Source organism: Allobosea sp. 2KB_26 (assembly GCF_052115715.1).
GTDB lineage: Bacteria > Pseudomonadota > Alphaproteobacteria > Rhizobiales > Beijerinckiaceae > Allobosea.
This window is the reverse complement of the sequence record NZ_JBFRHE010000017.1, coordinates 80,063-100,269: the sequence shown is the minus strand read 5'-3', so window position 1 is coordinate 100,269 and position 20,207 is coordinate 80,063. Positions and strand designations below refer to the sequence as shown.

General features: G+C 64.6%; 19 protein-coding genes and 1 tRNA gene. 9 read left to right on the top strand and 11 right to left on the bottom strand.

Annotated features, from left to right (window positions below):
• From AB4099_RS29535 to AB4099_RS29520, 4 genes are all read right to left on the bottom strand, one after another.
• On the bottom strand, positions 1-981 hold the full coding sequence (locus AB4099_RS29535) for an ABC transporter permease (RefSeq protein ID WP_113517639.1): 981 nt from the start codon (positions 979-981) through the stop codon (positions 1-3).
• A 28-nt stretch (positions 982-1,009) separates the two neighbouring features.
• Positions 1,010-2,614, bottom strand: coding sequence for an ABC transporter substrate-binding protein (locus AB4099_RS29530; RefSeq protein WP_441480717.1), 1,605 nt, complete (start codon positions 2,612-2,614; stop codon positions 1,010-1,012).
• 49 nt (positions 2,615-2,663) lie between these two features.
• Complete coding sequence (locus AB4099_RS29525; RefSeq protein ID WP_441480716.1) at positions 2,664-3,515, bottom strand: VOC family protein; 852 nt, start codon at positions 3,513-3,515, stop codon at positions 2,664-2,666.
• Between the two features lie 373 nt (positions 3,516-3,888).
• Positions 3,889-4,644 (bottom strand): GntR family transcriptional regulator, encoded by a 756-nt coding sequence (locus tag AB4099_RS29520; RefSeq protein WP_162768372.1) that lies wholly within the window; start codon positions 4,642-4,644, stop codon positions 3,889-3,891.
• Positions 4,645-4,781: 137 nt separating this feature from the next.
• Here AB4099_RS29520 and AB4099_RS29515 point away from each other — a divergent pair, with 137 nt between their 5' ends.
• Positions 4,782-5,558: a pyrroline-5-carboxylate reductase family protein gene (locus AB4099_RS29515; protein ID WP_441480715.1), complete on the top strand. Its 777-nt coding sequence runs from the start codon at positions 4,782-4,784 to the stop codon at positions 5,556-5,558.
• Between the two features lie 13 nt (positions 5,559-5,571).
• Here the strand turns inward: AB4099_RS29515 and AB4099_RS29510 are convergent, their stop codons facing one another.
• Genes AB4099_RS29510 through AB4099_RS29490 form a run of 5 tightly spaced genes read right to left on the bottom strand, consistent with a single transcriptional unit; the run spans position 5,572 to position 9,362 of the window.
• On the bottom strand, positions 5,572-6,324 hold the full coding sequence (locus tag AB4099_RS29510) for an SDR family oxidoreductase (protein ID WP_441480714.1): 753 nt from the start codon (positions 6,322-6,324) through the stop codon (positions 5,572-5,574).
• Between the two features lie 26 nt (positions 6,325-6,350).
• Positions 6,351-7,286, bottom strand: a complete 936-nt coding sequence (locus AB4099_RS29505; RefSeq protein WP_441480713.1) for a 3-hydroxyacyl-CoA dehydrogenase NAD-binding domain-containing protein — start codon at positions 7,284-7,286, stop codon at positions 6,351-6,353.
• Positions 7,287-7,314: 28 nt separating this feature from the next.
• The gene (locus AB4099_RS29500) at positions 7,315-8,115 is read right to left on the bottom strand and encodes an alpha/beta fold hydrolase (protein WP_441480712.1); all 801 of its coding nucleotides are present in this window, start codon (positions 8,113-8,115) and stop codon (positions 7,315-7,317) included.
• Positions 8,112-8,996 (bottom strand): hypothetical protein, encoded by an 885-nt coding sequence (locus AB4099_RS29495; protein WP_441480711.1) that lies wholly within the window; start codon positions 8,994-8,996, stop codon positions 8,112-8,114. Before AB4099_RS29495 ends, AB4099_RS29500 begins: the two co-directional genes overlap by 4 nt.
• A 42-nt stretch (positions 8,997-9,038) precedes the next feature.
• Entirely contained in the window at positions 9,039-9,362 is a 324-nt protein-coding gene (locus AB4099_RS29490; protein ID WP_113517648.1) for an NIPSNAP family protein, read from the bottom strand.
• 270 nt (positions 9,363-9,632) lie between these two features.
• On the opposite strand from AB4099_RS29490, the gene AB4099_RS29485 reads away from it, so the two are divergent.
• The 3 genes from AB4099_RS29485 to AB4099_RS29475 are packed head-to-tail and all read left to right on the top strand — an operon-like array spanning position 9,633 to position 12,884.
• Positions 9,633-10,619 carry a thiamine pyrophosphate-dependent dehydrogenase E1 component subunit alpha gene (locus AB4099_RS29485; RefSeq protein WP_441480710.1) on the top strand — a complete coding sequence of 329 codons (987 nt, stop codon included), beginning with the start codon at positions 9,633-9,635 and terminating at the stop codon, positions 10,617-10,619.
• Positions 10,619-11,593: an alpha-ketoacid dehydrogenase subunit beta gene (locus tag AB4099_RS29480; RefSeq protein WP_441480709.1), complete on the top strand. Its 975-nt coding sequence runs from the start codon at positions 10,619-10,621 to the stop codon at positions 11,591-11,593. Before AB4099_RS29485 ends, AB4099_RS29480 begins: the two co-directional genes overlap by 1 nt.
• A gap of 13 nt (positions 11,594-11,606) precedes the next feature.
• Positions 11,607-12,884: an acetoin dehydrogenase dihydrolipoyllysine-residue acetyltransferase subunit gene (locus tag AB4099_RS29475; RefSeq protein ID WP_441480708.1), complete on the top strand. Its 1,278-nt coding sequence runs from the start codon at positions 11,607-11,609 to the stop codon at positions 12,882-12,884.
• Positions 12,885-13,145: 261 nt separating this feature from the next.
• Here the strand turns inward: AB4099_RS29475 and AB4099_RS29470 are convergent.
• Positions 13,146-13,220: transfer RNA gene (locus tag AB4099_RS29470), tRNA-Gly, on the bottom strand.
• Positions 13,221-13,414: 194 nt separating this feature from the next.
• On the opposite strand from AB4099_RS29470, the gene AB4099_RS29465 reads away from it, so the two are divergent.
• From AB4099_RS29465 to AB4099_RS29450, 4 genes are all read left to right on the top strand, one after another.
• Positions 13,415-13,939: a prolyl-tRNA synthetase associated domain-containing protein gene (locus AB4099_RS29465; RefSeq protein WP_113517652.1), complete on the top strand. Its 525-nt coding sequence runs from the start codon at positions 13,415-13,417 to the stop codon at positions 13,937-13,939.
• 116 nt (positions 13,940-14,055) lie between these two features.
• Complete coding sequence (trxA, locus tag AB4099_RS29460) at positions 14,056-14,955, top strand: thioredoxin (protein WP_113517653.1); 900 nt, start codon at positions 14,056-14,058, stop codon at positions 14,953-14,955.
• A gap of 30 nt (positions 14,956-14,985) precedes the next feature.
• Complete coding sequence (locus AB4099_RS29455) at positions 14,986-15,657, top strand: LON peptidase substrate-binding domain-containing protein (protein WP_113517654.1); 672 nt, start codon at positions 14,986-14,988, stop codon at positions 15,655-15,657.
• Entirely contained in the window at positions 15,654-17,060 is a 1,407-nt protein-coding gene (locus AB4099_RS29450; protein ID WP_113517655.1) for an MFS transporter, read from the top strand. Before AB4099_RS29455 ends, AB4099_RS29450 begins: the two co-directional genes overlap by 4 nt.
• A gap of 86 nt (positions 17,061-17,146) precedes the next feature.
• Here AB4099_RS29450 and AB4099_RS29445 read toward each other — a convergent pair whose 3' ends face one another.
• Positions 17,147-19,540, bottom strand: a complete 2,394-nt coding sequence (locus AB4099_RS29445) for a transketolase-like TK C-terminal-containing protein (protein WP_441480707.1) — start codon at positions 19,538-19,540, stop codon at positions 17,147-17,149.
• A gap of 124 nt (positions 19,541-19,664) precedes the next feature.
• On the opposite strand from AB4099_RS29445, the gene AB4099_RS29440 reads away from it, so the two are divergent.
• A complete protein-coding gene (locus AB4099_RS29440) occupies positions 19,665-20,147 on the top strand; it encodes an Lrp/AsnC family transcriptional regulator (RefSeq protein ID WP_441480706.1) in 483 nt (160 codons plus the stop codon).
• The last annotated feature ends 60 nt before the right edge of the window (positions 20,148-20,207 follow it).

The window sequence follows — 20,207 nt, the reverse complement described above, 5'->3', positions numbered from 1 at the left end:
TCAGGACGCCCCGGCCGTGATCCGCGGATCAAGGCGCGCATAGATGAGATCGACGACGAAATTCACGCAAATGACCATGATGGCAGAGACAAACACGATGCCGAGCAGCGTATTGAGATCGCGCTGAACCACGGATTCGTATGCGAGACGCCCGATGCCGGGCAGCGAGAACACGCTTTCGATGACGACCGAACCACCCAGCATCGTGCCGGCTTGCAGGCCGATCAGCGTGATCATCGGCAAGAGAGCATTACGCAGCACATGCCGCCGGATGATCTCGCCCTGCCTCAACCCCTTGGCGCGAGCGGTTCGCACGAAATCCAGCGTCGAGACCTCGAGCATCGAGGCCCGCATGATGCGCAGATAGATGGCAAGGAAGATCAGAGACAAGGTGATCGTCGGCTGGACCAGATGCCGGGCGATATCGAGCACGAGCCAAATGCCCGTCAGCCCCGCACCGATTTCCTGAAAGCCCCCGGGCGGGAGCCAGGCGAGCCAGATCGAGAAGACGACGATGCTCATCAGGCCAAGCCAAAAGGATGGCGTGGCATAGAAGACGAGACCGAGCAGCGAGATCAGCGTATCGGCCCAGCCGTTTACGCGCTGTGCCGAGACGATGCCGAGCAGCATGCCGGCAAAGAAGGCGAAGCTCAGCGCCGAGAACATCAGCAGGAGTGTTGCCGGCAGCCGCTCCAGGATAACCGTGGCGACGGGTTTGTTGTAGATCGCGGAGAAGCCGAGATCCAGGCGGACGAGCCGCCAGAGATAGTCCAGCAAGCGAACAGCCGCGCTGCCTTCGAGCCCATAGAAGCGACGCAACTCTGCCGCAGTGGCGGGGTCGCCCCCGCCCATCTGCGCCATCAATGCATCAACCGTATCGCCGGGTGCGAACTGAAGCAGCACGAATAACCCGGCGAGCAGGATGAGCAGCGTGGGAATGCTGCTCATCAGGCGTCGTCCGGCCAGTTTCAGAATGTGCATGGCCGTACTTTTCTAGGGCGCGCCGCGATCAGGATTCGATCCAGAGATCCGCCCAGTGGCTCGAGGGCCAGCGCGGATTGTTGTGGTGGTTCTTGAGCTTCTTGTTGGTCACGGAGATGAACTGGCGTTCCGTCGCCATCCAGAGCGGGAGCTCGGTGTTCAGCAGCTTGACGATCTCGGGATAGGCCGCCTTGCGCTTGGCCGGATCGATCTCGAAGGCGGCATCGTCCATCATCTTGTCGGCCTTGGGATCTTCCCAGCCCCACTGGTTGGTGAACGCAGTGCCCTTCGGGCTGCCCGAACGATACCAGACCATGGTGCTGATCGCCGGATCGGCGCGATAGATGTGCCAGCCGGTCGAGAGATCATAGTTCCAGTCGCGATAGACCGCCGTCAGATAGGTCGCCGCATCGGGGCGCTGAAGCTCGACCTTGATTCCGACCTGCTGCAGCGACTGCTGGATGAAGGTCGACCAGAGCGGGATATCCTCGCCGAAGGGCGGGCTCAGCATCTTGAGCGAGAAGCGCGTGCCGTCGGCGCCGCGCTTGAAGCCGGCCTCGTCGAGCAGGGCATTGGCCTTCTTGACATCGAACGGATAGTCGGGCGCGCCCGCCTTGTAGAAATTGGCCGAGACCGACGGAATCGGCCCATGCGCCCGCTTGCCGTTCCCGTACAGGAAGTTCTCGATGAAGAAGTCGGTGTCGACCGCGTGGACGATGGCGCGGCGGACCCGGACGTCAGCGAGCTCCTTGCGGCGCAGGTTGAACTCGATCGTGTTCTGGAAGGGCTGGCGCTCATTGCCGCGCGAGGAGACCTCGAAGCGGGCGTCCTTGCCCAGCCGGTCGATGTCGGCCAGCGGCAGCGAGGAGTAGTTGCTCATATGGACCTGGCCGGCCTCGATCGCGGCCGTGGCCGCGGCCTTGTCGGTGATGAAGCGCCAGATGATCTTGTCGAGATAGGGGTAACCCTTGCGCCAGTAGTCGGGGTTGCGCTCGGCGATGACATATTGGCCGCGTTCATACTGCGCGAACTTGAACGGTCCGGTCCCGATCGGCGCGACATTCGCCGGATTGTCGAGGATGTTGGTGCCTTCGTAGACGTGCTTGGGCGCGATGTAGCCCAGGTCGGGCGCGGCACCCATGAACAGGTCCATCGGCATCGGACGGTTGTAGCGGAAGATCGCCGTATGCGCGTCCGGCGTATCAACCGCCTCCAGGGCGGAGTGCAGCGCCGTGCCGTAGTTCAGGTGCTTCTTCCAAAGCTCCATCGCCGTGTACTGCACGTCAGCGGAGGTGAAAGGCTTGCCATCGTGCCACTTCACGCCCTCGCGCAGCTTGATCGTGATGGTCTTGCCGTCCGGCGAGCCTTCCCAGCTCGTCGCCAACATGGGCTCGAGTTCGCCCTTCTCGTTCAGGTCGACCAGCGGCTCCATGATCTTGGAGGCGATGACATAGACACCGGTCGAGGCCCGCAATGCGGGGTTCAGGATGCGCTGCTCCTGCGGCATGTGCACCGTCACCGTACCGCCCCGCCGCGGCTCCTGAGCGAACGCTCCGATCGGCAAGCCCGCTAGCAGCGCCGCCGCACCTGCCGATGCGAGCATCTGACGACGCGTAAATGTTGATGCAGTCATGTTCCCCTCCATTATTGTGAATTCAGGCCTGCTGGCGTCAGGCGATCGATCAAGGCCGCGCGGACCGCCTTTCGGCTTCCCAGCCAATCAGAGCCCCTTCGACGGAGGCGCAATGCAGCGGCCATTCGCCGGCTATGCTCCATTCGGCGAATGGCTCAGCGGTCGTGACAGCCGCGACGTCGAGGACAATTCCGCAGCCTGTGCCTCGAGCCTGCGCGCCGACCTGCCAACGCCTGTCGAAACTTGCTGCATCCATGAAGACGAGATCCGCACCCCGCGGACGCATGGCGACGCAAAAATCACCGTCCTCGCCCTGCGCCAATGTGAGGCCGAGCATTTGCGCGCAGAGCGCCGCAGCAGCCGGCGGATCCTCAGCCACGATCTCGATCCGGCTCAGGGCCCGGGCACCATTCGCATGGCGGACGAGATAGGGCAGCCAGACGGCCTCTCGCGTCAAATGCTGGCAGGCGAAGAGGCGCACACCGGCAGGCGCCGTCTCGAGCGGCCATTGGAAGATGCGAAACCCCGCCTCTCCCATGCCGCCGCTGCCCAGTTCGACCGGCCGGCGGAATTCGAACGGCCCAGTCGCCGAAATGCCGCCTCGCTTGAGCGTATCGAGCGCCGCCTGCGCATCGTCGGTCCGCATCGCGAGACGTTCCAGCCCCGCTCCGGCGGCGAGGAAGTCGCGGGTCGGCCGATTGAAGTCCGTCGGGGCAAGCACGCCGAGCAATTCGACATAGTCGTCCTCGAACATGATCGTGTGATTGGCGGTGCCGAGATAGTCGCTGTGGAGACCACGCGGCGACACCGAAAACCCCAGCGCGCGCCAACGTTCGGCCGATGCCGAGAGTTCGCTCACGGCAACAACGATATGGTCCAGGCCGAGTACGTGATCGAGCATCTCACTACCGTTTTGCGCGGAGCCGCTTTCCCTGACACCAATGACCGTGTCATAAGTGCATGCAGTTGTACAGGCACTTTTGAAACTTCAATTTCTGGCGGCTGCACAAAGATGAGAACGCGCGTGGCGCAAGGGTGGGCAGGCCATGCGAGACCCCGCATCCAGCACCCCGAATCGCGGGGCATAGGGAATAAGAACGATCGCGATGTCAGCAGCTTGTTTGGCAGGCAGGCATTACCTGCACGCAGTCCCGCCTCGCCGGCTGACATTGGCCGGCCGAGTGAGCGCGCGCAAATGCGCGGCGGGAGGAAATGCGCGTCAGAAACGCAGCGGGTCTCGCCACGTCCTCATATCCCGAAGGCGGATCGGGATGTCAGTTCCGCGGAACGCGTGCCCGGCGCCGTGCCGACCCCGACTCTTCCGGCACGAAAATCTTCAGGAGCGCATCCTTGAGAACACTGCGCGCCTCGGCGAAAGTCAGCGAAATATGTGCGCGCAGGATTTCGATGCCCTTTGCGGCGTCGCGCTCGGCAAGCGCCTGGACGATCCGCGAATGATCCCCGACGAGACTCGAGTGTTGGGGGCCGTTTTCGATCTGGACTCGTCGGATAAACCGGATTCGAGCGTTGACGCCGATGAGCTGGCGCACGACCTCGGGATTGCCGGCAAGCTCTGCGACATGGACATGAAAGGCTTCGTCCAGCTCGAGGATCTCGTCGGGATCGTTATTGGCATAGCGCCGACGCGCGTCCTCCCAGAACGCCTGAAGGCGCTCGATCCCGGCCTGATCGACGCGCTCGCACGCAAGAGCGAACGCGCCGGTTTCAATGATGGAGCGCATCTCGAACAGATCGACGAGATCGTCGATATCGAGGCCGCGGAAGTAAAAGCCCCGGTTTGGCGTGAAGACGACAAAACCCTCGCTCGCCAGTCGGTTCAGCGCTTCTCGGACCGGCGTGCGCGACAGCTCCAGCATCTGCGCCAGATGCACCTCGTTGATGCGCTCCTCCGGCCGCATCTTGAATTCGACGAGCTGCTGCCGAATCGCGCGATAGGCGCGTTCTGCGCTGTCCGCCGCCCGACGCGGTGGGGCTGCCTTGACGGTCGGGGCCTTCGCGGTCTTCGGCATTCCGTCTCTCATTGTCGACGACGTTTCCCCACTCTCGCATCACCAAGAAGCGGTCAGTTCAAGCTTCAAATCGCGCAACGGGAAAAAATCAACCAGCGCCTTCCGAATCCGGTCGGCCGCTTCTTCTTGGGATCATCATGACACGGATCGCATTTCTCGGGGTCGGGCATCTGGCCGAGGCGATGATTGAAGGCTTTTTGCGCGATCGGCAGGAGCTTCCCCATCTGGCCCTGTCGCCGCGCGGTCATGGGCCGAAACTGGCCAAACGTCACGGGCTTGAGCTCGCCGAGCGCAATGACGCGCTCGTATCCGGTTCGGACATCGTCTTTCTCGCGACACGCCCGGGCGATGCGATTGCTGCCATCAGCAACTTGCCCTGGCGCCCGGAGCACATTCTGGTCTCGGCCTGCGCGGGGGTCCCCCTCGCGCAGTTGGAAAGAGCCGCCGCGCCTGCCCGCGTCATGCGGATCATGCCGCTCACAGCCGCCTCTCTCGGAGCGAGCCCGACAACGGCGTTCCCGAGTTTTCCCGAAGTCCACCCACTGCTTGCACGGCTGGGCCCGGTCATTGCCCTTGAGAATGAAGCCCAATTCGAGACCGCGACGGTCAGCGCCGCCATCTATGGCTGGGTTCAGAGCCTCATCGGCCTCGGCCGCGACTGGTCCGTCGCTCATGGCATGAGCCCTGAGGCCGCTCGCCAACTTGCCGCGACGACCTTCGTGGCCGCCGGCCGGATGATTGCCGAAAGGCCGGAGCCCGTTGAGACGCTGATTGCGAATCTCGCGACGCCGGGCGGGATCACGGAGCGCGGTCTCGCGGTGCTGTCCGAGCATGGCGTCCAGGAGGGCTGGACCGCGGCCTGCGACGCCGTCCTCGCCAAGCTCATGGATGGAAGTGCGGGCCGGTGCCCCTGAATTCCGGCCTCCTTCAGGCCGGCGGCGACTTGTAGACATGGCCACCCACGGCCTGGTCGGTTGGCGAAACCTCGATTTCGGTGATGTCGACATGCTCCGGCAGGGAGAGCACGGCGGCGATCGTGTCTGCAATGTCCTGTGGTTTCAGGGCACGCACGGCGCCATACATCGAATCATGCAGGCGGCTGCGATCGCCCGCGAAGGCCTGGAGATAGATATCGGTCTCGACGCGGCCCGGAGCGAGATCAGTAACGCGGACATTGCTGCCGGCAAGATCGTAACGCAGAGAGCGGCTGGCATGGGCGAGCCCTGCCTTGGCTCCGCCATAGGCAGATGTCCCCGCAAACACCCCCCGAGCGGCAGTCGTTGTGATGTTGATGACATGCCCGCGACGACGCTCGACCATGCCGCCCAACAGGGACTGCATCAGCAGCATGGGCGCAGTGAAGTTCACCGCGATCGTCTCCGAGATGTCCTCAGCGGTCTGCTCGTAGAGCGGCTTCACCGACGCAACCATGCCGGCATTGTTGACCAGGATGTCGATCTCGGCGCCGTCGAGCGCGGCGATGATCGCCGCAGCATCACGAACATCGGCAACCACCGGGATGACCCCGGCTTCGGCGACGACGGCTGCGAGTGCGTCCTGGCTGCGTGCGACGCCGTAGATCGTGAGCCCAAGGGTCGCGAGCTTGCGGCAAATCGCGGCGCCGATTCCGCGCGATGCGCCCGTAACGAGAGCGGTTTGATAGGGGAAGGTGTTCTGCATCATCCGGTCCCTTTCAATGCCTGCATTCAAAGCGCCGCGCGCTGTGACATCACGCGCAGCAGATCGACCAGTCCGGCGTCTCGCTGGTCGCGCAGATCGTCATCGCTGCGTTCGCCAATCGCCTCGCGCACGGCTTTCGACACGCGTGACACGGTCGGGGCATCAAGGCGGGCATCGCCGAGATCGTCCCAGATGTCTTGATAGGTCTTGCCGTATTTGGTCAGGAAGGACTCGATACCTTCGGCGTTGAGGTGGTTCGAGATGAACGAGCCCTGCAAGGTCCATTTCGGGCCAGGGCCATAACAGAAAGCTCGGTCGACATCCTCAGCCGACGCGACGCCGCTTTCGACGAGGGCGATCGCCTCGCGCCACATCGCCCCCATCAGCCGCAGGGCCAGATGGCCTGTGACCTCGCGCCGGAGCACGGCGGGCTTCTTGCCGAGATCCTCGTAGAAGGCACGCGTCTGCTCGACGACCTCCGGCGAGGTCGCTTTCCCGCCGACGATCTCGACGAGCGGCATCAGATGAACAGGATTGAACGGGTGGGCGAGAACCACTCGCTCAGGATGTGCACATGCCGCCTGCATGTCCGAGACGAGCAGGGCTGAGGACGAGGACGCGATCACAACGTCCGCTGCGACATGCCGTTCGATGTCCGCCAGCAGCGCCTGCTTCAATGGGAGTTGCTCCGGCCCGGATTCCTGGACGAAGCGAACACCTGCCATCGCAGTCGCGAGGTCGGCGGAGAAGCGGATCTCTCCGGCTTCGACCTTGGCGGGAGCCAGCCGCTGCAGATCATCGGCGAGTGTCGTGCGCAGGGACTGAAAGGTCTGCCAGCGGGCGGGATCGGGATCGTAGCAGGACACCTCGTAGCCGGCATGGGCGAAGGTCGCCGCCCAGCGCTGGCCGATCGTGCCGAGGCCGACGACGCCGATCGGTCCGCGTCCCAGAATGTCTTGCATCGCTTAAGATCCTTGGCATGCGGGCCGGTCAGCCACGCAGAAAATCGAGTACGGCGTCCCGGTAGAGCGCCGGCTCAGCCCGCATGGCGTAGTGACCGCCACGGGGAAGCACGGCGAGTTCGGCGCCGGGGATGGCTCGCGCGAGGCGCTCGGAATGATAGGGCGGGGTCACGATGTCGTCGGCCGCGACCACGACCCGTGTTGGACAGGCGATCGTGCCGAGAGCTTCGTCGGCATCATGCCCCAGCACTGCAGTGATGCGCGCCCGAATCGTCGCAGCATCGCGTTCGGTCGCAGGCGCACCGCCTGTCAGCTCCGCAGTGATGCGGGCGTCGTTCTCGGCCAGCCAGTAGGGCGCATTCAGCAGCGTGACGGCATGACGCCTGTAGGCGTCGACGCCGAGCCAGTCGAGGATCTCGATACGGCCGGCGAACAGTCGCTTCATATAGGCGCACGGTCGCGCGAAGGTCGCCGAGAGGACGAGGCGCGAAAGACGTTGCGGATGGTCTATCGCCAATCGCTGCGCGATGGCCCCACCCGTCGAGTGGCCGAGGATCGCGGCTTGCTCAATGCCCAGATGATCGAGCAGGCCAATGAGATCGTCGCACATCGCGGCGATGCTGGTCGGACCGTCCAACGGGCTGGAACGCCCGACGCCGCGATGATCGTAGGTGATCACGCGAAAATGGCTGGCGCAGACGCCGGCGAAATCGGCCCAGAACGAGGCGAGGCCGCCCAGTCCGGAGATCAGAACGAGCGGCGCGCCGGCGCCGGTCTCGGTGAAGGCGATCCTGCCGCCATCTTGCAAGGGAGCGAACGCGCTGGTCATGCCGCCGCCGCGCTCCCGTCCAGGGCCGTGCGGACGGCGCTGTTGACGGCCGACCACGGGATCCGCAGGTCCAGCCAGGCGGCGAGGCGACCGGCACACAGGATCGCCTCGTCGATTAACTCCACCAGCGCAATCTCGGGGCGCCGGAAGGCAGCCTCGAGCGCGAACAGGATTTCGGCGCTCTCGCCGAGATGGCAGAAGTCACGCAGGCGGGTACCGGCCTTGTTGCAGGCAAGTGCCGCAATGCTGCGTGAAACCCGTGGCTCTTCGCTGGAGAGGCCGCGGCGGACCCACCACAACAGCTCCTGAAGGATGCGCGCCTCGGATTCAGCCAGGAAGAGCGGGCCGGAGGGGTGCATGATCGCGCGCGAGGCGAGCATGCCCTCGATGTCTGGTGGGCTGGCCTGCCACAGTGCCCTGCGGCGCGCGACAAGCGCCTCGGGCAGGCTCGAACCCGGTGCGGCTGCCGCTTGCGCCTGCGCACTCTCGGCGAGCACGAGGCGTCCATCGAAGGCCTTCACTCCGTGCCCTTCGCGCAGGCGCAGGCCGAGCGCCTGCAAGGCGGGCAGGCCGCCTTCGATCTGGCCCAGCAGCGTGACTGTGGCGGTCTCGGCCTGCAGCGGCGCGAAAGTGAGTTCGAGGAACTGCCGCGCCGGCCAGTACAGGAAAGCGCCGGGAGGCGCCTCCATGACATCAACCCCGCCCTCGGCGTCCTCGACGAACGGAGCATGCCAGTAAATGTGCTGGCCTGCGATCTTGGGCGTGTGGAGCTGCAGAGCTGCGGGCAACGTGACGGCCAGAGACTGGAGCGTGCGAGGCGCGCGCGCGGTCTTGCAAGCGATCCGCCAACTCTCGTTGCCGGCAAAGAAATCGAGTTTCATGAAGTCAGGATTCCGCATGGACCGGCAGGCAGGCAGGCCGGATCAAACCTTCGGATTGAAGAACGATACCGGCTTCAGAATTTGGTTGCGCATGTCCATCAGAGGATCGGCCTCGACCACCTGGCGGCGATAGGCCTGCCAGGCCGGATCTGCCTCCATCGCGTCGCGGCGAGCTTCGCGGTCGGCGAGGCTGTCATATTTCCAGAGATGAACGACACGGCTGAGCTCGCCGATATGGGTTTGGAAGAACCCGAAGGGCTCACCCAGATACTGGCGCTGCATCGGCAGGCCGACATCCTCGTAAAGCCGCAGGAAGTCCGGAAGGCGATTGGGTCGGGCCGTGTAGACGCGGTGGTCGAAGATCATCGTGTTTCTCCCTGTAAGCGCCCTGCCCGCTCAACCCGTTTCGCGCGGGAAAACCCGCCAACACGATCGAGCCCCAGGCCGTGTCGAGATGGAAAGTTCGCAGCCATGCAAATAGTGCATTCCATTGTGCGTACACTTATAGCGCTGCGCCGGGAAATGCGCTAGAGCCGATCTTCGAAAACGCTTGGCTTTCTCCACGCATGTGCCGGTCACGCGCGGCGATCGTCTCGCATCAGGACGCTCGACTCGGCTGCGCGGAGAACACCGACGATGAGAAATTCGCCCACGATTGACGAACAGATCGAGATGCTGCGCCGCATGATTGCGGTGCGGCATCTCGAGGAACGACTGGGCGAGCTTCACAAAGCCGGCAAGACGCGAGGACCCATCCATCGCTGCGACGGGCAGGAAGCCGTTGGCATTGGCGCGACCGCAATGCTCGATGCCGCCGACTTGCTGACCAGCACCCATCGCGGCCACGCCCATTACGTCGGCAAGGGCGTGGGACTTCACCCGATCATAGCCGAGATTTTGGGCCGTTCGACCGGGGCCTGCGCGGGTCGCGCCGGCCATATGCTGATTGCCGATGCAGCAAACGGGCTTCTCGGCGGCAATGCCATCGTCGGCGGCGGGATCCCGGCAGCGACGGGTTTTGCGGTCTCACTCCAGATGCGAAACCGCGCCGATGGCGGCGCTCGTGTCGCCATGTGCCTCTTCGGAGACGGCGCGGCACAGACCGGCATCTGCCATGAATCCATGAACATCGCAGCCTTGTGGAAGCTGCCGGTCGTCTTCGTGCTCGAGCACAATCAATACGGCCTGACCGCGCATCACTCGACCCAGTCCTCCGTTCCGGACCTGGTGGTTCGTGCGGCCGGCTATGGCATGCCAGGCGAGAGCGTCGACGGCAACGACATCACCGCCGTCTATCGCGCGGTTGCCACAGCCGTCGACCGGGCGCGGCGTGGCGAAGGCCCCTCGCTTATCGAGGCCAAGACCTATCGGATCGTCGGGTTCTCGACCAGCGACGTCGGCGGCTATCAAAGCGCGGACGACCTTGCAGCGTGGCGTGAACGCGACCCGATCGTCCTTGCCCGCCGCTCGCTGGCCGCGAGCGTATCGCCGGCACAACTGGATGCTGTCGACGCGGAAGCGCGCGCCGCCGTCGATGCCGCCGTGGAGCAAGCGCTGGCTGATCCGTTGCCGGGCTTCGTCGACCATGCCCCGAGCGCCCCCTACTACGCAGGAGCCGTGTGATGGCAATGATGCGTTATGCCGAAGCCCTGCGTGCCGCCCTGCGCGAGGAGATGCAGCGCGATTCCAATGTCTGGCTCTTCGGCGAGGACATCGCGGTCTATGGCGGCGTCTTCAAGGTGACGAAGGACCTGCTCGCGGAATTCGGTCCCGAGCGCGTTCGCGACACACCGATCTCCGAGCAGACGCTGACCGCCATGGCGGTCACCGCCGCCATGGCCGGCACGAGACCCGTACTCGAAATCATGTATGCGGACTTCCTGCCGCTGAGCATCGACGCACTGATGAACCAGGCATCGATCTACAACTATATCTGGAATGGTCAGGTCACCATGCCGTTCGTGCTCCGCACCCAGGGTGGCGGGGGGGCTGGTGCCGGGGCCCAGCATTCCAAGAGCCTGGACGCGCTCGTCGCCCATATTCCCGGCCTGAAAGTGGTCGCGCCGGCGACTGCCGCTGACGCCAAGGGCCTCCTGAAGGCTGCGATCCGTGACGATCACCCGGTGATCTTCCTCGAGCACAAGCTCCTCTACAACAGCCGCGACGAGGTTCCGGACGGCGATCATCTGGTCGCGATCGGGAAGGCCCGGATCGCGCGGGAAGGCCACGACGTTTCGATCATCGCCTCCTCGCGGATGGTGATCGAATCCCTGAAGGCGGCCGAGCTTCTTGCGGACGAAGGTATTTCCGCCGAGGTGATCGATCTGCGCAGCCTGCGCCCGCTTGATCGCGACACCATCCGCGCCTCGATCGCCAAAACCCATCATGCCGTTGTGGTCAACGAAGGCTGGCGCTTCTGCGGCTATGGCGCAGAACTGAGCGCCACCATCATGGAAACCGCATTCGACGAACTCGACGCTCCCGTCGAACGCGTCGCGACCCACGATATTCCGATCCCTTACAGCGAGCCGCTCGAAAATGCGGTGCTGCCTGACGCCGCCAAGATCGCGGCAGCAGCACGACGCGCAGTGGCATGAGCGGAGGCCAGTCATGACGAGCGAGATCAGGCTCACCGGCAGCGCCGGCGAATACATGGAAAGCGCAACCGTGGTGTCCTGGGCGGTTGCCCTGGGCGACGCGGTGAAGCAAGGCGATGTCGTCGTCGTCGTGGAGACCGCGAAAGCCGCGACTGAAATCGAGGCCGAGCGCGACGGCGTGCTCGTTGCCATCATCGCCTCGGCGGGGGCCGAGGTCGGCGTCGGCAGCGTGCTGGGCCATATCGACGATGACGGCGATGCAGTCCAGGAAGCTGGCGCACTCGAGCCAACCGTGGCGATTGCCCCCCAGGAGTCCATGAACTCCGCCCCGACCTGCCTTTCCAAGGAGCGGATTTCGATTTCTCCACTGGCTCGCCGCCTTGCCCGGCAGGCGGGGCTCGATACGGCAGCGATAGTTGGCACGGGTCCGGGAGGTCGAATCAAGAGTCGCGATATCGAGCGGATCTTGGCGGAGCACAGTCCCGAGCCTGTGCAAGTCAGCTCCACGCTTCGGCAGGAGCTTCGACCCGCTCGGCACAATGGCGGCGGCCCTCTTCCCATTGTCTTCATTCATGGCTTTGGGGCCAATTCGGGCGCCTGGAACAGCGTCCGTGCATATCTCGACCCCACCATGCCGTCATTCGCTCCAGATCTGCCCGGCCACGGCCGCGCCGCGGCCGCAGCCATCCCGAGCCTGAACGCGCTGCTGGATGCAACGCTCGCCTATCTCGAGGACAGCGGCCTGACAGAATGCCACCTCGTCGGGCACTCCCTTGGTGGCGCTGTCGCAGCCACCATCGCCGCGAATTCAGCAATTCGCGCGCGATCCTTGACCCTGATTGCGCCAGCAGGCCTCGGTCCGGACATTGATGGTCGATTTCTGGAGGGCTTCCTGGCAGCCCGCTCGCCAGCCAGTCTGCTCCCCTGGCTGGAGCGCCTCGTCGCCGCCCCTTCCCGGCTTCCACAGAGCTATGCCGAATCGGTCTTGCGGGAACGGTCGCGGCTTGGCGTGGACGCGCCGCAACGGGAACTCGCAGCGCGCCTGTTTCCAGACGCAACCCAGACCATTCAGATCGGGAATGCAATCGCGTCGCTTCACGTCCCGACTCGCGTGATATGGGGCCAAGCCGATCGCATCATTCCGGTTTCCCATAGCAGAGGCCTGCCGGGCTTCGTCGCCCTTCACCTGCTCGCCGACATCGGACACATGCCGCATGTCGAAGCTCCCGAACTGATCTCTCGACTCATCGTGCAAACGGCCAGGAGCGCGAACCTGGAGGCCGGGCTGTAAGTCCTTCATCACGACCTTCCCCCCCGCGCGCGACCGCGGGAGGCAAAGCTTTGCCGGGCGCGCGAGGGTGGCCTCTGCGGGCGGCCCAGATGCGCAGGACGCCCCGTCAACACCCAAGCCGGGAATGGTTCTCGCGAGCGCGTAGTTCCAGCAACCGCGGACGCCTGAGTGCCCGCGGGCACTCAGGCGTCCGCTTTGTCCGAAACGCAAAAAGCGCCGGGAAACCCGGCGCCTGCGGCAGTCTTGGTTGGGAAGAATGTCTGGAGCGGGCGAAGGGATTCGAACCCTCGACCCCAACCTTGGCAAGGTTGTGCTCTACCCCTGAGCTACACCCGCATCCGGACATTGGCGCGCCAAGCGGCGCGTGGCGGGCTTATTGCCCAAAGCGCTGCGAAGCGCAAGCGCCTTGTTGCAAAGTTTTTCGCCGAGGCCCCGATTAGCGCCCCGTCGGCCCTGGATCAGCACCCTTGCGGTGATGCCGTCCGGCGGGCTAGGCAACGCCAAGAACTCTTTGTTTCCGTCGAGTTACAATGACCGCGCCACTGACACCCGACGAGCTCTGCTCCCATCTGACCACCCAGGGCATACCTTTCCACAGGCTCGATCACGAGGCGGTCTTCACCGTCGCCGAATCGAAGTCCCTGCGCGGCACGATCGACGGGCACCACACCAAGAACTTGTTTCTCAAGGACAAGAAGGGCCGGCTCTTCCTGGTCTCGGCCCTGGAGAGCACCCGAATCGATCTGAAGCGGCTGCATCAGGCGCTGGGAGCCAGCGGCAGGCTCTCTTTCGGCTCGGCTGAGTTGCTGGAGGAGAAGCTCGGCGTGACACCCGGTTCGGTCACCGCGTTTGCCGTGATCAATGATCGCGCCTGTGATGTAACGATGGTGCTGGACGCCAATCTGATGAGCGGCGAGGCGATGAATTTCCACCCGTTGATCAACACCGCGACACTGCGCATCGCCCGCGACGACATGCTGGGCTTTCTGCGCGGCACCGGACATGAGCCGCTGATCGTCGATTTGCCAGTACCGGTCGATGGACAGAACGACTGAACCTCCCCATCTATGTGGCGCGCGGCCCATGGTCATGCGCCCGTTTTCGTATGCCCGACCGTGATCGGCCCCAGAGTGGCCGCGGTCGACCCAGTTGACGAGATGAAGGAAGAGCCATGCTGCTCAACAGCGATGCGGCCGAGCAACCCGGCCTGATCAAGGATACGACGACGCAGGGCTTTCGGCAGGATGTCGTCGCCGAATCGATGAACCAGCCTGTTCTGGTCGATTTCTGGGCGCCGTGGTGCGGCCCCTGCAAGCAGCTGACCCCGGTCATCGAGAAGGTGATCAAGGCGGCCGGTGGCAAGGTCAAGCTCGTCAAGATGAACATCGACGAGCACCCGCAGATCCCGGGCCAGCTCGGCATCCAGTCGATCCCTGCCGTCATCGCCTTCCAGCGCGGCCAGCCGATCGACGGTTTCATGGGCGCCCAACCGGAAAGCCAGATCAAGGCCTTCATCGAGAAGCTCGTCGGGCCGATGGGCCCGGGCGCAACCGAAGAGCTGATCGCCGCCGCGCAGGAAGCGCTCGAGGCCGGCGACGCGGCAGGCGCGGGTGAACTCTACGCCAATGTGCTGGCGCTCGAGCCCGAGAATGTTGCCGCACTCGCCGGACTGGCGCGCCTGCATCTCGACATGGGCGATCTCGACGGCGCCAAGGGCATCCTTGCCGCGGCCCCCGAAACGAAGGCGTCCGATCCGGCCCTGACCGCGGTACGTGCCGCGATCGAGCTTGCGGAACAGGCCGCCTCGCTCGGTGATACCGCCGAACTCGAAGCAAAGGTTGCGGCCAACCCCGGCGATCATCAGGCTCGCTTCGATCTGGCGCTGGCGCTGAATGCCCATGACAAGCGGGAGGAGGCCGTCGACCAACTGCTTGCCATCATCAAGGCTGACCGGACGTGGAACGACGACGGCGCCCGCAAGCAGCTGCTGCAGTTCTTCGAGGCCTGGGGCCACATGGACGACGCCAGCGTTGCGGGGCGCCGCAAGCTCTCGACGCTGCTGTTTTCATAGGGTGCCGGGATGGAAGGGAGCGACACGCCCATGGGCATGAATGCCGTCTATAACGGAGCCCAGGACTGCCCGTTGGTGATCCCGGTCTTCCCGTTGGCCGGTGCGCTCCTCCTGCCGCGTGGGCAGATGCCGCTCAACATCTTCGAGCCGCGCTATATCGCCATGGTCGACGATGCGCTGCGGGACCACCGCACCATCGGCATGATCCAGCCCGAACCGGAAAGCGGCCGCCAGGCCGCTACGCCCGGCCTGCTGCAGGTCGGCTGCCTCGGCCGGATCACGCAGTTCGCCGAGACGGGCGACGACCGCTACATCCTGACGCTGACGGGTATCGCGCGCTTCCGCATCGTCGAGGAACTCTCGGTGACGACGGCCTATCGCCAATGCCGTGTCAGCTATGACGACTTCGCCATCGATTTCACCGCCCGCGCGGGTGAGGATGAGGTCGACCGCAACAGCCTGCTCAGGGCGCTTCGGTCCTTCGCCAAGGCCAATGACCTCAAGATCGATTGGAAGGGTATCAACGAAGCGCCGAACGAAGCGCTGGTCAACGCGCTCTCGATGATGTGCCCCTTCGGTCCGCGCGAGAAGCAGGCGCTGCTCGAGGCCTCCAGCCTGAAGAACCGCGCCGATGTGCTGGTCGCGATCACCGAAATCGAGCTGGCGCGCGGCGGCAGCGATCCCGAAACGACCCTGCAGTGAACATTTCCCACGCGCCTGCGGCGGTTATCGCGCCCGTCACGTATCCGCCGCGCCGGGCCGTCACGGCCTGGCTGTTCTTCGATTGGGCCGCACAGCCGTTCTTCACGCTGGTCACCACCTTCGTCTTTGCGCCCTTCTTCGCCTCCGCCCTTGCGGCGGACGCAGCAGAGGGACAGGCGCTCTGGGGCTATGCCACGGGCTTCGCGGGTCTCTGCATCGCCCTGCTCTCTCCCCTGCTCGGCGGCATCGCTGATCGCACGGGCCCGCGCAAGCCCTGGATTGCGGCCTTCGGCGCGCTGCTCGTCATCGGCTCGGCCCTGCTCTGGTTCGCAAGGCCCGGCTCGCCCGCCGCCGTTCCGATTGCGCTCGCAGGCTTCATCATCGCCACGATCGGCGCCGAATTCGCCACCATCTTCAACAATGCAATGATGACGCGGCTCGTGCCACCGGAGCGGCTCGGCTGGCTCTCCGGCACGGGCTGGGCCATCGGCTATCTCGGCGGTCTGATCTCGCTTGCGATCACGCTGGCGCTGCTCGCCGCAGATCCGCTCACGGGCAAGACGCTGGCTGGCCTCACGCCGATCCTCGGCCTCGACGCAGCAGCGCGCGAGGGGGACCGCGCCTCGGGGCCGCTCACCGCGCTCTGGTTCGTCATCTTCGTCACGCCGATGTTCCTGCTGACGCCGGATTCACCGGGAACCGGGATGCGCCTCAAGGAAGCTGCACAGGGCGGCCTATCGCGCCTGAAGGCGACCATTGCCGAGCTGCCACGCCTGCCCTCGCTCGGGCGCTTCCTGCTCGCCAACATGATCTATCAGGACGGCCTTGTGGCGCTCTTCGCCTTCGGCGGCATCTACGCGGCCGGCGTCTTCGGATGGCAGACCATCGAACTCGGTATCTTCGGGATCCTGCTCACCATCACCGGCACGCTGGGCGCTTGGTGCGGCGGCAAGCTCGATGACCGCATTGGCGGCAAGCCCGTGGTCCTGGGCGCCATCGCCTGCCTGCTCTTTGCCTGCCTCGGCATCCTCTCGCTCGGGCCGGACCGGATTTTCTTCGTGCTGCCAGCCACGCCCCCCGCTGCGGGAGACGGGTTGTTCGCCTCGATGCCCGAGCGGATCTATCTCGCTCTTGGCCTGCTGATCGGCCTCGTCGCCGGCCCGCTCCAGGCCTCCTCGCGCAGCCTGATGGCCCGTCTCGCACCGGCGGGCCGGCATGGCGAATTCTTCGGCCTCTTCGCGCTATCGGGCAAGGTGACCTCGTTCATGGGCCCGACCTTCGTGGCGCTGGCGACGACCGTATTTGCCAGCCAGCAGGCGGGGCTGGCGGTGCTGATCGCCTTCTTCCTCGTGGGCGGCGCGCTGCTCGCAGGCGTTAATGTGAAACAAGGGCTGGCGAAGTAGAGCGCGGGCCGCTCTGCCCGCGCACTTCACCATCCAACAGCCGCGGCTCTTTCTCCTTACGGGAGGGGGAGCTGCACCCTTCTCGCTTACGGCAACGCCTTCAGATAGCGGACTGGTCGGCCCGGCGCCGCTGCCTGTGCCGCGTGCACAATCGCGTTCGCGTCGATCCCGAAATGCCGATAGAGGTCGGCCACGGTGCCGGTCTGACCGAAATGCTCGACGCCAAGCGCCTTCTGCTTGTGCCCGTGCACGCTGCCAAGCCAGGCCAGTGTCGCGGGATGTCCGTCGAGCACCGAAACGATACCGCAATCGCGGGACAGTTCGCCGAGCAGCCGCTCGATATGACTGGTCGCGCCATGATTGCCGCGCTGTCGAGCCCGTTCGGCCGCCTGCCAGCCGGCATTGAGCCGATCGGCCGAGGTGATGGCGAGCAGGCCGACATCGCGCCGATCTTCGCCGAGCAGCCCCACAGCCTCGATCGCCTCCGGCGCAACCGCACCGGTATAGGCGATGACGACGGAGGCGTTCGGGCCGGGCTTCCTGAGCCAATAGGCGCCATCGATGATGTCGCGCTCGAGATCGGGCGTCATTGTCCGCTTCGGCTGCTCGACCTGCCGCGTCGAGAGCCTGAGATAAACCGAGCCGCCGGTCTCGTCGCGCAGCCAGGTGCGCTCGTCGGGATCGTCCTCCCCGTCCTTCTGCAGGTATTCGAAGGACCAGCGCATCATCACGGCGAGTTCGTCGACGAAGGCCGGCTCGAAGGCGCAGAGCCCGTCCTGGCTCATGCCGATCAGCGGTGTCGCGATCGACTGATGCGCGCCGCCCTCGGGCGCCAGCGTCACACCCGATGGCGTCGCGACCACCATGAAGCGCGCATCCTGGTAGCAGGCATAGTTCAGCGCATCGAGCCCGCGCGAGATGAAGGGATCATAGAGCGTGCCGATCGGGATCAGCCGTTCGCCGAAGATCGAATGCGACAGGCCAAGCGCCGAGAGATTGATGAAGAGATTCATTTCGGCGATGCCGAGCTCGATATGCTGGCCCTTCGGAGAGAATTCCCATTTCTGCATCGAGGGAATGCGCTCGTCCTTGAAGGTATCGGCCATCGAGGCGCGGGCGAACAGGCCGCGCCGGTTCACCCATGGCCCGAGATTGGTTGAGACGGTGACGTCCGGCGCGGTGGTGACGATGCGGTCCGCCAGCGGCCCGCCGAGCTTCGCCAGCTCGTCCAGGACCTTGCCGAAGCCCATTTGCGTCGACATCGTCGCCTGGATGCCGGCCTCGAGTTTCGCAGGCACGGGCAGGGACGGCGCCGAGAAGCGACGGCGCCCTTGGGAAAAGAACGGCACCTTGTCGAGATAGCCGCGGAGCTCGGCTTCGGGCAGCGACAGCCCCTCGAACAGGTCCCATTCATGGCCGGGGCGGATCGTGTTGGCTTGCTTGAAGCCTTCCATCTGCTCCTTGGTCATCAACCCGGCATGATTGTCCTTGTGCCCGGCGAGCGGCAGGCCAAAGCCCTTGACGGTATAGGCGAGGAAACAGACCGGCCGGTCGTGATCGATGCCCTCGAAGGCTTCGAGCAGCGAGGGCAGGTCGTGGCCGCCGAGATTGCACATCAACTTCGAGAGCTCGGCGTCGGAGCGGCTCTCGATCAGCGTCGTCACGGGCCCCTGGTCGCCGAGATCATCCATCAGACGCTTGCGCCAGGCCGCGCCACCCTGGAAGGTCAGGGCCGAATAGAGCTGGTTCGGGCAGGAATCGATCCAGGCCTTCAGCCGCTCGCCGCCCTTCTCCTTGAAGGCGGCTTGCTGCAGCGAGCCGTATTTCAGCGTCACGACATCCCAGCCGAAATTGCGGAACATCGTCTCGAAACGGTCGTAGAGCCCCTCACGGATCACGGCATCAAGCGACTGGCGATTATAGTCGATCACCCACCAGGTGTTACGGACACCGTGCTTCCAGCCCTCCATCAGGGCCTCGAAGATATTGCCCTCGTCGAGCTCGGCATCACCGATCAGCGACACCATGCGCCCATCCGGCCGGCTTGCGCCCCAGCCATGGGCCTTCACATAATCCTGGGTCAGTGAGGAGAAGAGCGTCTGCGCGACGCCGAGGCCGACCGAGCCGGTCGAGAAATCGACATCGTCGATATCCTTGGTGCGCGAGGGATAGCTCTGGGCGCCCTTGTACCCGCGAAAATTCTCGAGCTTCTCGCGCGTCTGCAGGCCCATCAGATAGTTGATGGCATGGAAGATCGGCGAAGCATGGGGCTTCACCGCGACCCGGTCCTGCGGCTTCAGCGCCGCCATGTAGAGGGCCGTCATGATCGTCGCCAACGACGCGGACGAAGCCTGATGCCCGCCCACCTTCATCCCATCGCCGTTATCGCGCAGGTGGTTGGCGTTATGGATCGTCCAGGAGGCGAGCCAGAGAATCTTCTTCTCCAGTTCGGCGAGAATCGGCAGACGGGGATCGGTCATTTGGCTTCTCTCGATGCGGCAAAGCCATCATGCACGCTTCCAGCAGCGATTTTTGCCAAAGATCGCCGGCGATGCTTTCCATCTTAGCGCTTTCCGCTAATTCTGCGAACGAAAGTGAGACAAGATGCCAGACTACAAACTCGACGATATCGACCGGCGTATCGTCCAGGCTCTCCAGGCCGACGGACGCATGAGCAATCAGGACCTGGCCGAGAAAGTCGGTCTTTCGCCCTCACCCTGCGCAAGGCGGGTTCGCCTGCTGGAGGAGGCCGGCATCATCGAGGGTTATGTCGCGGTCGTGAACCAGGACAAGCTCGGCCTGCCGGTCTCGGTCTTCGCCTCGATCAAGCTGGAGCGCCAGCGCGAGGAAGAGCTCGACCGCTTCGCGGCGGCGGTGACGCGCTGGCCGGAGGTGGCCGACTGCTACCTGATGACCGGCCCGCGCGACTATCTGCTCCGCATCATCGTCAGCGACCTCGCCGCCTACGAACGGTTCCTGAAGGACAAGCTGACACGGCTCGACAATGTCGCCTCGATCGAATCGAGCTTCGCGCTCGGGCAGGTCAAGCGCTCCTTCTCTGTGCCGGTGGAGCTGGGGCGCGCATAGACAGGCCAGCTACCAGCCACGCCGGCGGATTGATCATGTCCTCTGGATATCCTTCCGGCG